This window comes from Polaromonas sp. P1_F8 (assembly GCF_056405635.1).
On the sequence record NZ_JBFUBS010000001.1, the window covers coordinates 832,619 to 848,884 of the forward strand.

Genomic DNA, 16,266 nt, shown 5'->3' on the forward strand with positions numbered 1-16,266 from the left:
CCCCTACCTTGACCGCATGCGTAATTTTTCCCAAGACCACCGCTGGCTCTCCATCAACACCGCGACCGTGCGCAAAAGCCGCGGCGTCGAGCAACCGCTGACCGCCATCATCGAAGCCTGCGTGCAGCGCGGCATCAAGGCGATCTCGCCGTGGCGCGACCAGGTCGCGGCCGCCGGCCTGCCCGCTGTTTCGAAACTCGTCAAAACCCACGGGATTGAACTCTCCGGCTACTGCCGCGGCGGCATGTTCCCCGCAGCCGATGCTTCCGGCCTGCAGGCTGCCCACGATGACAACCGCCGCGCCGTCGATGAAGCCTGCGAACTCAAGGCCGCTTGCCTGGTGCTGGTGGTGGGCGGTTTGCCCGGCGCGCTGGCCGGCAAGGCCGCACACAAAGACCTGGTGCTGTCGCGCAGCCAGGTCACCGACGGCATTGCCCAATTGCTCGAGTACGCCAGAAGCTGCAACATGCCACTGGCCATCGAGCCGCTGCACCCCATGTATGCGGCAGACCGCGCCTGCATCAACACCATGGAGCACGCGCTCGACGTCTGCGATGCCCTTGACCCCTCAAAAAGCGGCGCGCTCGGTGTGGCAGTAGACGTGTACCACGTGTGGTGGGACCCGAAGCTGCAGCCGCAAATCGAACGGGCAGGCAAGGAACGCCTGCTCGCCTTCCACGCCTGTGACTGGCTGACACCCACGGCCGATTTGCTGAACGACCGCGGCATGATGGGCGACGGTGTGATCGACATCCCGAAAATCCGCGGCTGGATGGAAGCGCAAGGGTTCGCGGGTTACAGCGAGGTGGAGATCTTTTCCGCCAACAACTGGTGGCAGCGCGAAACAGGCGAGGTGCTGGACACCTGCATTGCCCGGCACCGCAGCGCGGTATAGAAACCCCCTCAGTTCTGCCAGCGAATGGGCTACCTGAGAGGAGCCAGGATAAGCCGTTGACCGCCAGGAATTTTCCCTAGGGAGCTCCTGCTCATCACACGGCGGGCACAGAAATTTTTCCCAAAAAGTTGCTGTCAATGAGTTCGTTGTAGTCGCGCACGCTGGCTATCACGTGCGGCCCCGAGAGCTCTTCGGCGCTGTGGCTGGTGCAGATTGCCACGGCCCGCATACCAGCGCGGCGCGCGGCCTCTATGCCAAAGGGCGCATCTTCAAAGACGATGCAGGCGTCTGCGGCCTTCCCCATGCGGCGCGCCGCTTCCAGGAATATGGCGGGTTCGGGTTTGCCGGGCAGGCCTTCGTCGCCGCCCACAATGGCATGAGGCGGGGACGCCATGGCAAGCCCGGCCATGACAAATGCGATGTTGTGCTGGTCACCGGCGGTTCCCACACCCACTTTCAGCCCCTGCGCCTTGGCCAACGCGGCAAACGCCTTGAAGCCCGCAACCTCGGCGAACACCGGCGCGAACATTTCTCGATAAAGACCTTCTTTTTCAGCCACCAGCAGCAGTGCCTCGGAAATTTCAATGTCCCGCTGGAACAATACGTTCATGCACTCCACGCAGGTGCGCCCGGTAGTACGCCTGAGGATGTCGTCGAGCGCCATCTCAATGCCGTGCCGCCTGGCGAACTCACCCCACGACCAGGCATGCCACGGCATGGAGTCGACCATGGTGCCGTCCATGTCAAAAATGAGTGCGTCGGTCCTCGGGCCGCTGAGCTGGGCTTGCCGGGTCATCAAACGCCCCGCCTCAGAGACGCCTTGAGAAATGGGTCGATGGCATCACCATAACGCTTGCCCACATTTTTGAAACCGGTGCCTGCTGAAGTCATTGATATGTCCTTGTTTACGTAAAGGGAGGGAACTCGGGGTCAGCTGATGGTAGGCAGCGTCGCCTCAGCTGGCGCTCATCGGCAAACAACTGGATCAATGCCGCAGCCAGGGACAATCGGGACCGTACAGTGCGCGAGCGCCACTCCGTAGTCGCCGGTCCCCATCCACTCATGATAAGTGGTGGCCAATTCGTAGTAACGCCCGCTAGAGCGGCTTGGCCTGAGGCAAGCCGCTCTAGCGGAAGCGGTACGACACGGCGATAAACCCGGTGTCCTGCGTCCGGCGGCTGACCAGGGGACTGCCCTGAACCGAAGACCCCAGCCACTTGCGGCGCAGCTGCATCGTCAGCACCCAGGGGGCACCGAGCGGCACATCGACCCCCAGGCCCAACGTGGGCGCTGTCGAAGCGCCGGCGTTGTAGGTTGAAAACCCGCTGGCGGCCGACTCGGCCAAGGTCACGCCGTAGAGGTAGTTGTTGTATTTGGCGCTGGCATGCTCCAGCCCCACCTGCGGAAAGAACGACCAGCTGCCGACCTTGAACTCCGCCGCGTAAGTGGCTTCCAGCAATGCACCGTGCGACTTGTTGGCGTCCACAAACGCGTTCACGAAAAAACCGCCGTATGGCGTCTCCTGAAAGGTCCCTATGCCCAGCGGAATCGGCCGCTTGCGGTCCTTGAGTCCCGACAGCGCGGCGGTATCGGCACGCCAGCCGTCCTGGCTGATGCGGCCGGAAAACTCCAGGTAGCCGTAGCCCATTCTTGCGGTTTTGATGCCCAGCGTGTCGACACGCGCAAAGAAACGGCCATAGTCCGCATAGGCATAGGGCAGCAAGGCGGTATCGTTGCTCTTGCTGCGAATCACGCTTTGCGTGCCATACATGGCGCCGCCGACGTCGCCCGTCAGCTGGTATTTGAGCGGGGTGGGTTGTGCCTGCGCGATGCCCGTAAACACCAACCCGGTGAAGATCACAGCGGACGGCAAAAACCAGACGCCCTGAGATGCAGGAGAAGAAGCCCGGGTGAGACGTTTCATCGCATGCCTTCTTTCCGCAAAATGATGCGATCCAGTATAGGACCGGGCAGGAAAAACTACACACCTGTCCTGCAGACGCGTCGCGGGGCCGCGACACTCAAGCCCCGGAACGCTCAGGCCGTGGCGAGTACTGTGCGCCGCACCCGGCGCACATTGAAGGCGCTGGCGATCAGCACCGCCTGCATCAGCGCCAGGCCCAGCAGCACGCCGCGGTAGTAGCCGTGGTCCATCATCGCGCCGAAGATCAGCGGCGACACGGCCTGGCCGATGTCCAGGCCCGCATACACCACGCCGTAAACCCGGCCCGAGGCGTTTTCGGGGGTTGATCGCTTAACCAGCAGGTCACGCGACGGCCCGGCGATGCCGGTGGCGAAGCCCATGATGCCGAACAGCACAGGCACGACCCATGCGGGGTAGCTGCCTGCGGCCAGCAGCACCGCCACGGCAGCCGCCGCACCAAACCCGATGCCCACAATGCGCTCGCAACGCGCGGGATCCGATGCCAGGAAGCCGCCAAAAACCATGCCGCCCGCGCTGCACACCATATAAACCGTCAGGCAGATAGCCACCAGTGCGAGCGGCACGTTATGCAGGTGGCGCGCCGCTTCAGGTGCAAAAGCCTGCACCACGCTGAGGACAATGGCATACCAGAAGAAGAAAGAAAAACACATCCAGACGGCCGGTATCTTCAGGAAACCCAGACTGCTGTCGGCCGCGGGCGCGCCCTTGACCGGCGCCGCCATCGTGAGGGTGAGCTTGTCGCGGTTCATCACCAGCACCGCCAGCACGGCAAAAGCCAGCACGCCGGCCGCGGCCAATGCCACGCGCCACGAATAGGCAAACGTCAGCGTCACCACCACTGCGGGGGCCAGTGCCCAGCCCAGGCTGCCGGTGATGCCGTGCACGCTGTAGGCGTGGCCCAGGCGCGGCGCGCTGACCTTGCGGTTCAGCAGCGTGTAGTCGACCGGATGGAACACACCATTGCCGACACCGGCAATCACGGCAAAGCCGGCCAGCATCCAGTAGCTGGTGCTGATGGAATAACCAAAAGCCGCCACGCCCAGCAAACTCAGGCCGGCGAACAATATGGGGCGCGGGCCGAAGCGGTCGACGACAAAACCCGAGAGCGCCTGCACCGCACACGACACCACAAAAAAGATCGTCATCAAAAAGCCCAGCTCCGCATAGCTGACGCTGAACTCTTCCTTGAGCCAGGGAAACAGCGGCGCCAGCAGCAGCTGGCTGAAATGGCTGATCATGTGCGCCAGGCCCACCAGGCCGATCACGCTGGCGTCGGTGCGAAAAGGGACTGCGGCGGGCGCGTTCAGGGTCGTACTTGAAGTATTCATGGCGCTATCGTAGTATTGGCCAAGCCTTCTGAAATGCGACATAAGGCCATGTTTCATCGAATTTCGGACAAACCGCTTTGATGGCATTCGCCCCACGATCACATCCAGATTCAGGTGAACAGAATCTCCAACCATGCCGCAACGTAAAGCCCCGCTCCATTTCGTGCCGGTGGGCGACACCGACAACTTCACCCCCACTCGCCAGCGGCCGGTGCGCGTGCGGGCGCGGACGCTGGAAGCCGATACCCATTTCAAGCCCCATTCCCATGCCTGGGCGCAGCTGGCTTACTGCTCCACGGGGGTCCTGCAAGTTACGGCTGAGCAGTCGGGCCATGCGGGCGGCGAAGTCACCTACATCGTGCCGCCCTCCCGCGCCGTGTGGATCGCGCCAGGGGCGCAACACCATGTCACCGTGCTGGAAGCGGCCGAATTCCGCACGCTGTACCTCGACGCCAGCGCCACCCCAAAAGGCTGGACTGGTTGCCGCGTGATGGTGGTGTCGCCGTTGCTGCGTGAGTCCATCCACGCGCTCGATTCAGCTACCCCAGAGCACCCGCTGCCGACCGCCCGGGAACAGCTTCTATCCAGCCTGGTGCTGGACGAACTTGCGCGTGCCGACACCCAGGCACTCGGCGTGCCCATGCCGCATCCGCAAACCGGGGACAAGCGGCTGCGCGCGCTCTGCGAAGCCGTGCTGCGCGCACCGTCAGAGCGGGCTACGCTGGCCGAGTGGGCCGCCGATACTGGCGCCAGCGAACGCACGGTGGCCAGGCTTTTTCGCGACGAACTGGGCCTGAGCTACCAGCAATGGCGCCAGCAGGCCATCCTGGCCCACGCCCTGCCCCTGCTCACACGCGGGCAATCGGTCAGCACCGTGGCGGCGGCCAGCGGTTATGCCAGTGACAGCGCCTTCACCGCGATGTTCAAGGCCGCCATGGGCCAGCCACCCAGTCATTTCCAGAGTAAAAACAGGCTGTAAGGCAATGATGACGAGCGCAAGCAGCTATCAAAACAGTAGCATTTTCAGGTAACCGATAGTGCGCTGGCTCGCAACCTACAGATCCCCTGCCGCCTGCCAGAGGGTTCGCGGGCTGATCGTGGGAAACCACAGAAGGAACTTCCGGCGGTGGCTTTCGAAAGGCTCACCCAACGGCGACCTCGGGTCCTCACTCAGCGCGTAAGCCATGCCTTCGACAAACCATTGAGGTTTGAGCAGCAGATAGAGCGTGCCAAGATGCTCGGCCTGCAAATAGTGGATCAGCTCATGCCGAACGTAAAACGGCTTCCAGGCGCGCGGCCCCACAACGGTGCCGAAAGTACCCAAGGTGACGGCCGAACGCATACCCAGGCCGAAAGCATCGGCGCACGCCTGTGTTGCGCAAAAGACCATCTTCGGCATCCCCTGGATCGCACCGACCCTGGCAGACACGAAGGCCATGCCCTCCGCATGCAGCCGGGCAGCCTCTTTAAATCGGGCTTTGTCGTCCACACACACCGAGGCGCTTAGGCATGAAACACCGGACAGTTCCGGCGCGATCACCCGCACGGGCCTGACAGCAAACCACGCCACTACCGGTACAAGCACCAGCGTGGCCAGCAGGCGAACTTTGAAGGAAGGACGACTCAGGCGCATGCGCAGCAGGTCAAGCGACAGGTTTGAGGCATTGGGCAGGCGTTGAGTACGGGCAGTCAGGATGTTGCACAAATCCTGACCGGCGTCAGGTGACCGAAGTTTAGCGGCCCGTTCAGCGGTGAAAAGTCATCCTCCCAATTGCGAACTAAATTCACCTTCCGGCCCTTGGAGATGAGCGCAAGCGGCTATCAAAACAATAGCACTCCACGTCAGCCGTACAACAGCACGCCACCGGGCCCGGCTGGTTATCATGGCCCGATGAACTTCCTCAGCGCAGCAAGAAAAACCGGCAGGAGATGGGGTCACGCGACGGCTTCAATGGCTGTTGTCATGTTTGCAACCACAGGCCATGCCCAGGCGCCTGCCGAGCCGCACCCCACGCTGCTGCGCGAACTGAACCGGGTTCGGGAGGATGGCTGCGACGGGCGCGGCGCCAAGGTTTCCCTGCTGCGTGAAAACAGCGCCTTGTCGCGGGCGGCCCAGCTGATGGCGGGTGGCCGCAAAATGGACGACGCCCTGAAAGCTGTCGACTACCGCGCCGTGCGGACCGCGCAGATTGCCGTACGCGGCGCGACCGGCCCCTCGGCGCTGGCGCGCAGGACCCTGGGCAAATCATGCAGCGCAGTCATGCATGCGGAGCTCGCTGAAGCCGGCTTTTACCAGCGCGGGGCACAAACCTGGGTCATTCTGGCGGCCCCCTTCTCGCCTCCCGCGGCGGCCCAGGCCGGCGATGTGCAAGCGCGGGTGCTGGCTTCGGTCAATGAAGCACGCGCCAGCCCGCGCCGCTGCGGTGCGCAGGCTTTCGCGGCGGCACAGCCGCTGCAGTCAAGCCCGCTGCTGTACAGCATCGCCGAGGTGCATGCCGCAGACATGGCGAGGCACAACTACTTCAGCCACACCGGGCGCGACGGCAGCGATGTGGCGAGCCGCGCCGCACGCGCAGGCTACGGCTGGAAAGCCATCGGGGAGAACATCGCCGCGGGCCAAATGCAGGCCGATACCGCAGTGCAGGGCTGGCTGAACAGTCCCGGCCATTGCGCCAACATCATGGCGCCCGCGTACACAGAGATGGGCGCGGCCTTTGCGGTCAACACCCAAAGCAGCGCCGGTATTTACTGGGTGCAGGTATTCGGGGCGCAGCGGTAAGTCACCTTGCCCGGGGCGCCCTGCTGTCAGTGTTTTTCAAACGCCGCGTTGAGGCGGCGCAGCAAGGGCTTGTTCAGCTCGCGTGTGTGCCTGTTCCAGCGTTCCATGGACCGCTGCAGCTCAATCTGCAGGCGCGCGCTGGTGGCGGTATCCCCGTTCATCGCGGCCCAGATGGCGTATTCAGCGCGGCTTTCAAAGCTGCCGAAACGCTCCACGGCGGATTCAAACTCCGCTTTCGCGTCCACACCCCTGCCGGCGCCGCCCAGCGCCTGGGCAAGCAGCAGCGACACCAGCTCCGCGCGAAAGGCGGGGTCGGTCTTGCGGATGAATTCAAGGTGGGTGATGGCCTCGGGATAACGCTCGCAGGCGAAATAGGCCCTTGAGGCGCCCAGCCGGATTTCCAGGTCGGAGGCGAACGGGCCCTTGAGGCATGCGTCGTAACTCTGCGCAGCTTCCAGCGCCTGGCCGGCTTCGAGCAGCGCGGAGGCCAGCCGCATCTGGTTCTGCGCGGTGGGCGTGTAGTCAAACGCGGCGTGCGCTTCCCGCAGCTCGCGCGTCGGGTCCAGTGTTTTTGCGGCTGCGGCCACGACCTTGCGCGCGCCGCGCTCCAGCCGCGAGTCCGGCAGATAGACCGCCAGGAAGTAAACGAGGCTGCCCAGCATGGGAAACGAAAACAGGATGATCAGCCAGTACATCTGCTGGCCGCTGCGCAAGGCATGGACGGCAAAGAACACCGCCACGATGAAATGAAGTCCCAATCCGACAAAAGGCATGGCCCACCCCTCCAGTTATTTTTGGGGGATTCTAAAGGGGCGTCAAGGAATGGGCCAGGCCTTTCAGTTACCAGCAGGAAGCGCCGTCTCGTCCCCGTCGCCATCAAACAGGCGCAAGGCGAGCAGGCCGTGCCCCACGCTGGCGCCTGCCCGCACAGCCGCCGCAACCAGGACCACTTCCGCCAGCTCCTCGCGGGTCACGCCCAGCCGTTTGGCCGCACGGGTGTGCACGTCCAGGCAATAGCCACATTGGGTGGTAAGCGCCACCGCCAGTGAAATCAGCTCGCGCACACGGGGCTCAAGATGGCCGCCTTCGCGCTTGGCCGCATGGTCAAACGCGAGGAAAGCCTGGGCCTCTACAGGTGCCAGCCGCACGAAGGCTGGCGCCCGTTGCAGGTCTTGGGGTGACTGATAACTGGTACTCATGGCTGGCCTTTGCTGTCAGCTGGCCTGCGGCGCCTTGCGATGGTTTCAAACAGACCCACCAGCCAGCACATCGGGCAGCCACGCATCAACACCAGCGCACCCGCCAGAGGAAGCAGCGCCCACAGGGGATGCACCTGGAAAACCAGGGCGGCACATGCGAGCAAGGCCAGTGCGCCTATCCCGCGCAGCACATGCTGGGTGACCGAAGTGCTACAGAACACGGGCGCCTCCGGTGGATGTGGTGCCACCCATGGCGCCGCCCCGCGCACAGGCAGGAAGATTTCGTTGCGAAAAAAACATCAGGAGCTCCTTGTCGGTGGTTGATACCGGCAAAGAGGCCCGCATTCAGCAAAAGGATTCAGGTTTCCTCAAAGAAATTTGAACGGCGCCGTCACCAGAACGCCAGCCCTTCAGGTCAAACCTCAGATCAGGCGCTTGAGCAAGCCCATCACCTGGTCAAAGCGTTTGCCATAAGGGGGATAAAACAGGTCTCCCCTCGCCCACTTTGACTGCACCATCACCGGCTTTTGCTGCGTCAGCCGCAGGAAACCGGTTTCGCCGTGGTAGCTGCCCCAGCCGCTTTCGCCCACGCCGCCGAAAGGCAGGTTCTCGTGCGCGATGTGCATCAGCGTGTCGTTGACGGTGACGCCGCCACTCACGGTGCGTGCCAGCACATGGTCGCGAGAACCGGTGTCGGTGCCGAACCAGTACAGCGCCAGCGGCCTGGGGCGGGCGTTGACATAGCCAATCGCGTCATCGATCGACGCATAGGGAATCACCGGCAGGATGGGGCCGAAGATTTCCTCGCTGAGCAGTTTCGAGCCGGCGGGTACATCAAACACCAGCACCGGCGCCATCTGGCGCGACGCCGCGCCCACGCCGGGCGCACCGGCCTGGATGGTTTGCAGGCGCGCGCCCTCACCTTCGGCCTGGGCCAGCAGCGCTTGCAGGCGTTCGTGGTGGCGCGGGCTGATGATGGCGGCGTAATCGGGGTTGCCAGCAATGGTGGGGAACAGCGTGGACACGGCGCGCGCAAAGGCTTCGCCAAAGGCCGTCTCGCTGCCTTTCGGCAGCAGCACGTAATCGGGCGCGATGCAGGTCTGGCCGGCATTCAGCAGTTTGCCGTGGGCAATCTTGATGGCGGCCTTGTCGATGTCGCAGGACGCGTCGATGATGCAGGGTGACTTGCCGCCCAGTTCCAGCGTGGTGGGCGTGAGGTTGGCGGCGGCCGCTTCGGCGACCTTGCGGCCCACGGCGGTGGAGCCGGTAAAGAACAGGTGGTCAAACGGCAGCCCGGCAAATTCGGCGGCCAGGGCGCCGTCGCCCTGCACCACGCAGAGCTCATCAGGTGCGAAGAATTGTTCAATCAGGGCCGCCAGCAAGGCCGAAGTTTTCGGCGTCAGCTCACTGGGCTTGAGCATGACGCGGTTGCCGGCTGCCAGCGCGGTGATGACGGGCCCGAGCGACAGCTGCACCGGGTAGTTCCACGGCGACACTACGCCCACCACGCCCAATGGCTGGCGCTGCAGGTAGGCCCGCGCGGGCTGCAGGTACAGCGGCGTGCGCACCTTCACGGGTTTCATCCACTTCGGCAAATGCCTGAGCGTGCTGGACAACAGCGAACGCAGCACAAAGATGTCGGCGATTTCGGTGAGCTGGGTCGACCGCACGCCGAAGTCGGCGTTGACTGCCTGTGCCAGCGCGCTGCCGTGCTCGTCCAGCAAGGCGCGAATGCGCAGCAGGCGTTCCCGCCGCAGGGCCAGCGGCACCTCGGCCTGCGCGCGGCTGGCCTGGTGCTGGGCTTCAAACAATGTTCGAAGGACGGACGGAGGTGGGCTGGAACTCATGCGGCCATGATAGGGGCCACAGGGGCAGAGCAGTAGGGACGCAACTCCAGCAGCACTGCGGGTTGACCCTGAGGCACTTGACCCCATTTACAGACCTGATGCAGAACCTGTCGACGGTCTAAACGGGTTCTCAGGCATTTGACTGACAATCGCGCCGGCACTTATCCGCTATGGTGGTTGGCAGGTAAACCATCCCTGATGAAAGTGTTTCATGGAATTCAAGGATTACTACAAGGTCATGGGCGTAGAGCGCAGCGCCACGCCCGACGAGATCAAAAAGGCACACCGCAAGCTGGCACGCAAATACCATCCCGACGTCAGCAAGGAAAAAAACGCCGAGGCACGCTTCAAGGAAATCGCCGAAGCCTACGAGGTGTTGCGCGATCCTGAAAAGCGCACCGCTTACGACCAACTGGGCGCCAACTACCAGGCCGGGCAGGACTTCCGCCCGCCACCGGGCTGGAACCCGGGGCAGGCCTCGGGAGGTGCCGCCGGCGCTCCCCATTTTGGCGGAGCCGAAGGTTTTGACCACAGCGACTTTTTCGACGCGATCTTCCGCGGCATGGGCGGAGGGCCGCAAGGCCGGGGTGGTTTTGACGATATGCGCGGCGGCCGCAGCTTTGACATGCATGGCCAGGACCAGCACGCCAAAATCCAGATCGACATCGGCGACTCCTACAGCGGCGCGACACGCAAGCTGCAGTTGCGCATGCCGGTGGAGAGCGAAGCCGGCGTGACGATGCAGGACCGCAGCATCGAGTTCGTCATCCCCAAGGGCATACGCGCAGGCCAGCACATTCGCCTGGCGGGCCAGGGCTCTCCTGGCATGGGTCAGGGCAGCCCGGGCGACCTTTACCTGGATGTTGAATTTCTGCCGCATGCCCTGTACCGTGCCGAGGGCCATGACGTGTACATGAATCTGCCCGTCGCACCATGGGAAGCCGCGCTGGGCGCAGAGGTGGAAGTGCCCACGCCCACCGGCGAGGTGGAGCTGAAAATCCCGGCGGGCTCTGCCGGCGGGCGCAAGCTCAGGCTCAAGGGGCGCGGGCTGCCGGGCAAGACCCTGGGAGATTTTTATTTTGTGCTGCAGGTGGTCCTGCCAGCCGCGGACACGGATGCGGCAAAGAAAGCGTACGAAGACATGGCGGTGGCATTCAAGGCTTTCAAGCCGCGCGCCGCCCTGCAAACCTCCGGAGCCAAGGCATGAACACCCCCACCCGCTACCTCGCCGGCTTCATCCTGGAAGACCAGGATGAACTCACCCTTGACGATCTCTGCCGGGCCTGTGCCGCGCAGTCGGAGCTCATCGTGGACCTGGTACACGAAGGCGTGCTGGCGCCGATGGGAGAGGCGCCTGAGGTTTGGCGCTTCACCGGCGTGCACTTGCACCGCGCCACCGTGGCCGTGCGCCTGCAGCGCGACCTGGGAGTGAATCCGGCCGGTGCGGCACTGGCACTGGAACTGATGGACGAGCTGGACAGCCTGCGCCGACAGCTGCACCGTCTGCAGGACAACTGACCCACCGGCGCGGGCAATCTTTTATATAGGACAGATCATGGCGCTCACTGCCAAAGCAGCATGGGAGAATTCGCGCCATGTCCACCGAAGCAGCGCCCGCCCTGAAAAACATCTTTGACAAGGCGCGCTACCACCACATCGCAGCTGAAACCGCCGTGGTCTACCCACGTTTTGACGGTAAAAAGTTTCTAGCGCTCGCGCTGCCCGGCCTGGACGACCTTTCGCTGATGCAGCGCCTGCGCCGCACCAGCGAGTGCCTGCATGCAACACTGCCCGACGACTACAGGAAAACCATCGCCATCCTGCGCAAGCTGGCGCCACGCATCAACAGCGGTTTCGTCACCCTGGTGCTGCCGGATTATGTGGGCCTGTATGGGCGCGATGATTTCGACACCTCCATGGAGGCGCTGAAGTTTTTCACCGCCTTCGGCTCCTCGGAGTTCGCCATCCGCGAATTCATCCGCCAGGACCCTGCGCGCACGCTGGCCGTGATGAAGGCCTGGGCCAAAGACGAGAGCGAGCATGTGCGGCGCCTGGCCAGCGAAGGCAGTCGCCCTCGCCTGCCCTGGTCTTTCAGGCTGGATGCGCTGATGGCCGATCCCGAACTTGCCGCGCCCATCCTGGACGCACTCAAGGCCGACGGCAGCCTCTACGTACGCAAGTCGGTGGCCAACCACCTCAACGACGTCACCAAGCTGCATCCCGACTGGGTGCTGGGGCGCCTGAAGATCTGGCCGCTGGACAACCCGCACACCGCGTGGATTGCCCGGCACGCGCTGCGCACGCTGATCAAACAGGGCGACAGGCAGGCGCTGGGTGTGATCGGCGCCGGTAGAAAGGCGGACGTCTGCATCACAGGTTTGTCCGTCAGCCCGAAGAAACTCACCCTGGGCGAGCGGATGGCACTGTCGTTCACGCTGCAATCCACCTCGCGCCAAAGCCAGCGGCTGGTGGTGGACTATGCGGTGCACTACGTCAAGAAATCGGGCAGCAGCTCGGCTAAGGTATTCAAACTCAAGGAGCTGACGCTGGCCGCCGGCGAAAGCGTGCAGCTGTCGCGCAGCCAGGTCGTGCGCGACTTCACCACCCGTGTGCACCATGCCGGGCGGCACGCGGTGGACATCATGGTCAATGGGGAATGCCTTGCGAGCGGGCATTTTGACCTGGTGAAGACCTGAAATGGCTGCAGCCCAATAAGGACGAGCGCCAGCAGCTATAAAATATATAGCATCCAGATACGGCACCCTCATGTCGGGACCTCGTTGCCCAGGCACCTGACAGCAAGCTTTGTACAGTAGCTACCTGACGCCCCCCCGCCGCCCTTCCGATTCCCATACCAAGCACCAAGGACATGTTCATGCGCCCACTCACCCTGCAACGATTCAGCCCCGCCTATTGCGCCCTCAGCCTGGTGCTGCTTCTGTCCGCCTGCGGAGGCGCCGGCGGTGAAGAGATCGGCGCAGTCGACACGGTCTTCAAATTCATCGGGCCGGACCATAAAATCGTAGTGGAAGCCTATGACGACCCCAAGGTGAGCGGCGTCACCTGTTATGTCTCGCGCGCCAAGACGGGTGGTATCAAGGGCGCATTCGGCGTGGCCGAAGACAAGGCCGAAGCCTCGATAGCCTGCCGGCAGACCAGCGTGATCAGTTTCCCGGGAGGCAAACCGATCGATAAGCAGGAAGAAATGTTCAGCGAACGCATTTCGCTGGTCTTCAAAAAGCTGCGTGTGGTGCGCATGGTGGACACCAAACGCAACACCCTCGTCTACCTCACCTATTCCGACCGTGTGATCGAAGGTTCGCCGCAGAACAGCGTGACAGCGGTTCCGGTGCCGGCGGGCACGGTGATTCCGGTGAAGTAAAGGCCCGGCTACGGTCTTCGCGGCTGGTGGGCCTGAATACCCCCGCTGGCCGGCGGGACTAGCGGGCTGTGCCGTCGGCGTTTTCGCTTTTGACAACAGAATTTCGACCCATGACCCAAACCACCGCCGCCTCCCTGACCGATTTCCCCATCACCCGGAAATGGCCCGCCCAGCACCCTGACCGCATCCAGCTGTATTCGCTGCCCACGCCCAATGGCGTCAAGGTATCTATCATGCTGGAAGAGTGCGGCCTGCCCTACGAGCCGCACCTCGTCGACTTTGGCAGCAACGACCAGATGTCGCCGGCATTTCTGTCGCTGAACCCGAACAACAAGATCCCGGCCATCCTCGACCCGAACGGTCCTGGCGGCAAACCGCTGGGACTTTTCGAGTCCGGCGCGATCCTGATCTACCTTGCCGAGAAAACCGGGAAATTCCTGCCAACGGACGCAGCAGCCCGTTACGAAACCATCCAGTGGCTGATGTTCCAGATGGGCGGGATCGGCCCGATGTTTGGCCAGCTCGGCTTTTTCCACAAGTTCGCCGGCAAGGACTATGAAGACAAGCGCCCGCGCGACCGCTACGTTGCCGAATCCAGCCGACTGCTTGGTGTGCTGAACCAGCGGCTCGAAGGCCGCAGCTGGATCATGGGCGACGACTACACCATTGCCGACATCGCCACCTTCGGCTGGGTGCGCAACCTGATCGGGTTTTATGGCGCCGGTGAACTGGTGGAAATCCAGAAATTTCCCAACGTGACGCGCGTGCTCGACGCGTTTGTGGCGCGCCCTGCGGTCGTCAAGGGGCTGGGCATACCCGCGCGCGGCTGACGCTCCCACGCGAACAAGGCGGACAGGCCGGGATGGTCAAATTGGCTATCATGGCGGGCATGTCCGCCCAGCCAGCTCCTAGCCCGGAACAGATTACAACGGATCGCTTTCGCCTGCTGGTGGATGCGGTGCAGGACTACGGCATCTTCATGCTCGACACCGCGGGCAACGTGATGTCCTGGAATATCGGCGCCCAGCGCATCAAACAGTACCGGGCCGACGAGATCATCGGCCGCAATTTCTCCACCTTTTACCCCCCAGAGGCGGTCGCCGCCGGGTGGCCCGCCGAGGAGTTGCGCCGCGCGGAAAGAGATGGGCGCTTCGAGGAAGAAGGCTGGCGCATACGCAAGGACGGCAGCCGTTTCTGGGCCAATGTCGTCATTACCGCGCTCAGGGACGAGAACGGACAACTCGCCGGCTTCGGCAAGGTCACACGCGACCTCACGGAGCGCCGGGCTCACGAGGAAGCGCTGCGCGAGAGCGAGGAACGCTTCAGGTTCATGATCGAAGGGGTGCGGGACTACGCGATCTTCATGCTCAGCCCCGACGGCGTGATCGAGAGCTGGAACAGCGGCGCGCAGCTCATCAAGGGCTACAGCCCGAGCGAAGTCATCGGCAAACATTTCAGCCTGTTTTACCGTCCTGAAGACCTTGAGGCCGGCAAACCCCAAGCCGAACTGAAGGCGGCCCTGGAGCATGGCCGGGCTGAGGAAGAAGGCTGGCGCGTTCGGCGGGACGGCTCGGTGTTCTGGGCCAATGTGGTGATTGCCCCGGTGTATGACACAGGCCGGCAACTGCGCGGCTTTGTCAAAGTCACACGCGACATGACCGAAAGGCGGCGCCTGCACGAGCTGGAAAAATCCAGCAAGCGCATGAGCGAGTTCCTGGCCATGCTGGCGCACGAGCTGCGCAACCCGCTGGCCCCCATCCGCAACGCCATCACCATCCTGCAACTGGAACCCTCCCCCAGCCCGCTGGTTCGAAGCAGCCGCGACATGATCGACCGGCAGCTCACGCACATGACACGCCTGGTCGACGACCTGCTAGATGTCGGGCGGCTTACCACCGGCAAGATCCGGTTCAAGGCGGAGCAAGTTTCCTACAACCAGGTGGTGGCCCGCTCCATTGAGGCCGTGCGCCCCTTGTTTGATGCGCGGCGCCACCGCCTGAAGGCAGACATCCCGGCCGCATCGCCGCTGGTGCAGGGAGACGCCACACGGCTTGCTCAGGTCCTGCAGAACTTGCTGGTCAATGCCGCAAAGTACACCCCCGAGGCGGGCCTGATCGAGCTGAAAGTCTGGCAAGAGGGCACGCAGCTCTATACCTCGGTCCGCGACAACGGGCTGGGTCTGTCGTCCCAGGCGCTCAGCCAGATCTTCGAGCTGTTCTCCCAGGGCGACGCGCAGACAGCCGCGCGGGAAAGCGGGCTGGGCATCGGCCTGACGCTGGCACGCTCCCTGGTGGAAATGCACGGCGGCGCACTGCATGCTGAAAGTGAGGGCCCAGGCCGCGGCAGCACATTCACTTTTTTCCTGCCCAATGCGCAGATAGGCGTGCACGGCACCGATGACGCAAGCGGTCCGGGCGCGGCCATCCTGGTGGTGGACGACAACCGCGACGCAGCCAACAGCCTGGCGGAGATTCTCAGGCTGATGGACTGCCAGGTGAAAGTGGCCTATGACGGCCCCGCTGCGCTGGAGATGTTTCGCCAGCAGGCACCCCAGGCCGTTTTGCTGGACCTCGGCATGCCGGGAATGAACGGCTACGAGGTGCTGGCAGCCCTGCGCGCCCTGCACGGCGGCGAGCAGGTGACGGTCGCGGCCCTCACCGGCTTCGGCACGGACGAAGACAAAAGCCGCGCGCTGGCCGCCGGGTTCGACGAGCACCTCACCAAGCCGCTGGACTTTACCGCCCTGCAGGCATTTCTGCAGACCGCCGGCGTGGTGGTTTGAGCGTTTGGGCGGCCAGGAAGGCTGTTTCTGCCCCTTTTCAGGCATCAAAAAGGCCTGCAACCTAATAGCAACGAGCGCCAGCAGCTATCAAATAGATAGCAACTCCAGA

General features: G+C 63.4%; 17 protein-coding genes. 9 read left to right on the top strand and 8 right to left on the bottom strand.

The window, feature by feature from the left end; all coding sequences use genetic code 11:
• The first annotated feature begins 16 nt into the window (after nucleotides 1-16).
• Complete coding sequence (locus AC1D1J_RS03930) at nucleotides 17-895, top strand: sugar phosphate isomerase/epimerase family protein (protein WP_477693934.1); 879 nt, start codon at nucleotides 17-19, stop codon at nucleotides 893-895.
• A gap of 94 nt (nucleotides 896-989) precedes the next feature.
• Here the strand turns inward: AC1D1J_RS03930 and AC1D1J_RS03935 are convergent, their stop codons facing one another.
• From AC1D1J_RS03935 to AC1D1J_RS03945, 3 genes are all read right to left on the bottom strand, one after another.
• The gene (locus tag AC1D1J_RS03935; protein ID WP_477693935.1) at nucleotides 990-1,691 is read right to left on the bottom strand and encodes an HAD family hydrolase; all 702 of its coding nucleotides are present in this window, start codon (nucleotides 1,689-1,691) and stop codon (nucleotides 990-992) included.
• Nucleotides 1,692-2,021: 330 nt separating this feature from the next.
• Nucleotides 2,022-2,819 (bottom strand): MipA/OmpV family protein, encoded by a 798-nt coding sequence (locus AC1D1J_RS03940; RefSeq protein ID WP_477693936.1) that lies wholly within the window; start codon nucleotides 2,817-2,819, stop codon nucleotides 2,022-2,024.
• 113 nt (nucleotides 2,820-2,932) lie between these two features.
• A complete protein-coding gene (locus AC1D1J_RS03945) occupies nucleotides 2,933-4,168 on the bottom strand; it encodes an MFS transporter (RefSeq protein ID WP_477685504.1) in 1,236 nt (411 codons plus the stop codon).
• A gap of 133 nt (nucleotides 4,169-4,301) precedes the next feature.
• Here AC1D1J_RS03945 and AC1D1J_RS03950 point away from each other — a divergent pair, with 133 nt between their 5' ends.
• Nucleotides 4,302-5,147, top strand: coding sequence for an AraC family transcriptional regulator (locus AC1D1J_RS03950; protein ID WP_477693937.1), 846 nt, complete (start codon nucleotides 4,302-4,304; stop codon nucleotides 5,145-5,147).
• 75 nt (nucleotides 5,148-5,222) lie between these two features.
• Here the strand turns inward: AC1D1J_RS03950 and AC1D1J_RS03955 are convergent, their stop codons facing one another.
• On the bottom strand, nucleotides 5,223-5,873 hold the full coding sequence (locus tag AC1D1J_RS03955; RefSeq protein WP_477693938.1) for a hypothetical protein: 651 nt from the start codon (nucleotides 5,871-5,873) through the stop codon (nucleotides 5,223-5,225).
• Between the two features lie 258 nt (nucleotides 5,874-6,131).
• Here AC1D1J_RS03955 and AC1D1J_RS03960 point away from each other — a divergent pair, with 258 nt between their 5' ends.
• Nucleotides 6,132-6,947 (top strand): CAP domain-containing protein, encoded by an 816-nt coding sequence (locus tag AC1D1J_RS03960; protein ID WP_477693939.1) that lies wholly within the window; start codon nucleotides 6,132-6,134, stop codon nucleotides 6,945-6,947.
• A gap of 26 nt (nucleotides 6,948-6,973) precedes the next feature.
• On the opposite strand, the gene AC1D1J_RS03965 is transcribed toward AC1D1J_RS03960, so the two are convergent.
• From AC1D1J_RS03965 to AC1D1J_RS03980, 4 genes are all read right to left on the bottom strand, one after another.
• Nucleotides 6,974-7,720 carry a hypothetical protein gene (locus AC1D1J_RS03965; RefSeq protein WP_477693940.1) on the bottom strand — a complete coding sequence of 249 codons (747 nt, stop codon included), beginning with the start codon at nucleotides 7,718-7,720 and terminating at the stop codon, nucleotides 6,974-6,976.
• 63 nt (nucleotides 7,721-7,783) lie between these two features.
• Complete coding sequence (locus AC1D1J_RS03970) at nucleotides 7,784-8,146, bottom strand: carboxymuconolactone decarboxylase family protein (RefSeq protein WP_477693941.1); 363 nt, start codon at nucleotides 8,144-8,146, stop codon at nucleotides 7,784-7,786.
• Complete coding sequence (locus AC1D1J_RS03975; protein WP_477685499.1) at nucleotides 8,143-8,367, bottom strand: hypothetical protein; 225 nt, start codon at nucleotides 8,365-8,367, stop codon at nucleotides 8,143-8,145. The genes AC1D1J_RS03970 and AC1D1J_RS03975 overlap by 4 nt, the downstream gene beginning before the upstream one ends.
• Nucleotides 8,368-8,568: 201 nt before the next feature.
• The gene (locus AC1D1J_RS03980) at nucleotides 8,569-9,993 is read right to left on the bottom strand and encodes a coniferyl aldehyde dehydrogenase (RefSeq protein WP_477693942.1); all 1,425 of its coding nucleotides are present in this window, start codon (nucleotides 9,991-9,993) and stop codon (nucleotides 8,569-8,571) included.
• A gap of 211 nt (nucleotides 9,994-10,204) precedes the next feature.
• Between AC1D1J_RS03980 and AC1D1J_RS03985 the strand changes: the two genes are divergently transcribed.
• From AC1D1J_RS03985 to AC1D1J_RS04010, 6 genes are all read left to right on the top strand, one after another.
• Nucleotides 10,205-11,200 (top strand): DnaJ C-terminal domain-containing protein, encoded by a 996-nt coding sequence (locus tag AC1D1J_RS03985; protein ID WP_477693943.1) that lies wholly within the window; start codon nucleotides 10,205-10,207, stop codon nucleotides 11,198-11,200.
• Entirely contained in the window at nucleotides 11,197-11,511 is a 315-nt protein-coding gene (locus AC1D1J_RS03990; RefSeq protein WP_477693944.1) for a chaperone modulator CbpM, read from the top strand. The genes AC1D1J_RS03985 and AC1D1J_RS03990 overlap by 4 nt, the downstream gene beginning before the upstream one ends.
• A gap of 77 nt (nucleotides 11,512-11,588) precedes the next feature.
• Entirely contained in the window at nucleotides 11,589-12,689 is a 1,101-nt protein-coding gene (locus AC1D1J_RS03995; protein ID WP_477693945.1) for a DNA alkylation repair protein, read from the top strand.
• A 179-nt stretch (nucleotides 12,690-12,868) separates the two neighbouring features.
• On the top strand, nucleotides 12,869-13,375 hold the full coding sequence (locus AC1D1J_RS04000) for a CreA family protein (protein ID WP_477685494.1): 507 nt from the start codon (nucleotides 12,869-12,871) through the stop codon (nucleotides 13,373-13,375).
• A 110-nt stretch (nucleotides 13,376-13,485) separates the two neighbouring features.
• On the top strand, nucleotides 13,486-14,205 hold the full coding sequence (locus AC1D1J_RS04005; RefSeq protein WP_477693946.1) for a glutathione S-transferase N-terminal domain-containing protein: 720 nt from the start codon (nucleotides 13,486-13,488) through the stop codon (nucleotides 14,203-14,205).
• A gap of 59 nt (nucleotides 14,206-14,264) precedes the next feature.
• Nucleotides 14,265-16,157, top strand: a complete 1,893-nt coding sequence (locus AC1D1J_RS04010; RefSeq protein WP_477694466.1) for a PAS domain-containing hybrid sensor histidine kinase/response regulator — start codon at nucleotides 14,265-14,267, stop codon at nucleotides 16,155-16,157.
• Nucleotides 16,158-16,266 lie beyond the last annotated feature (109 nt).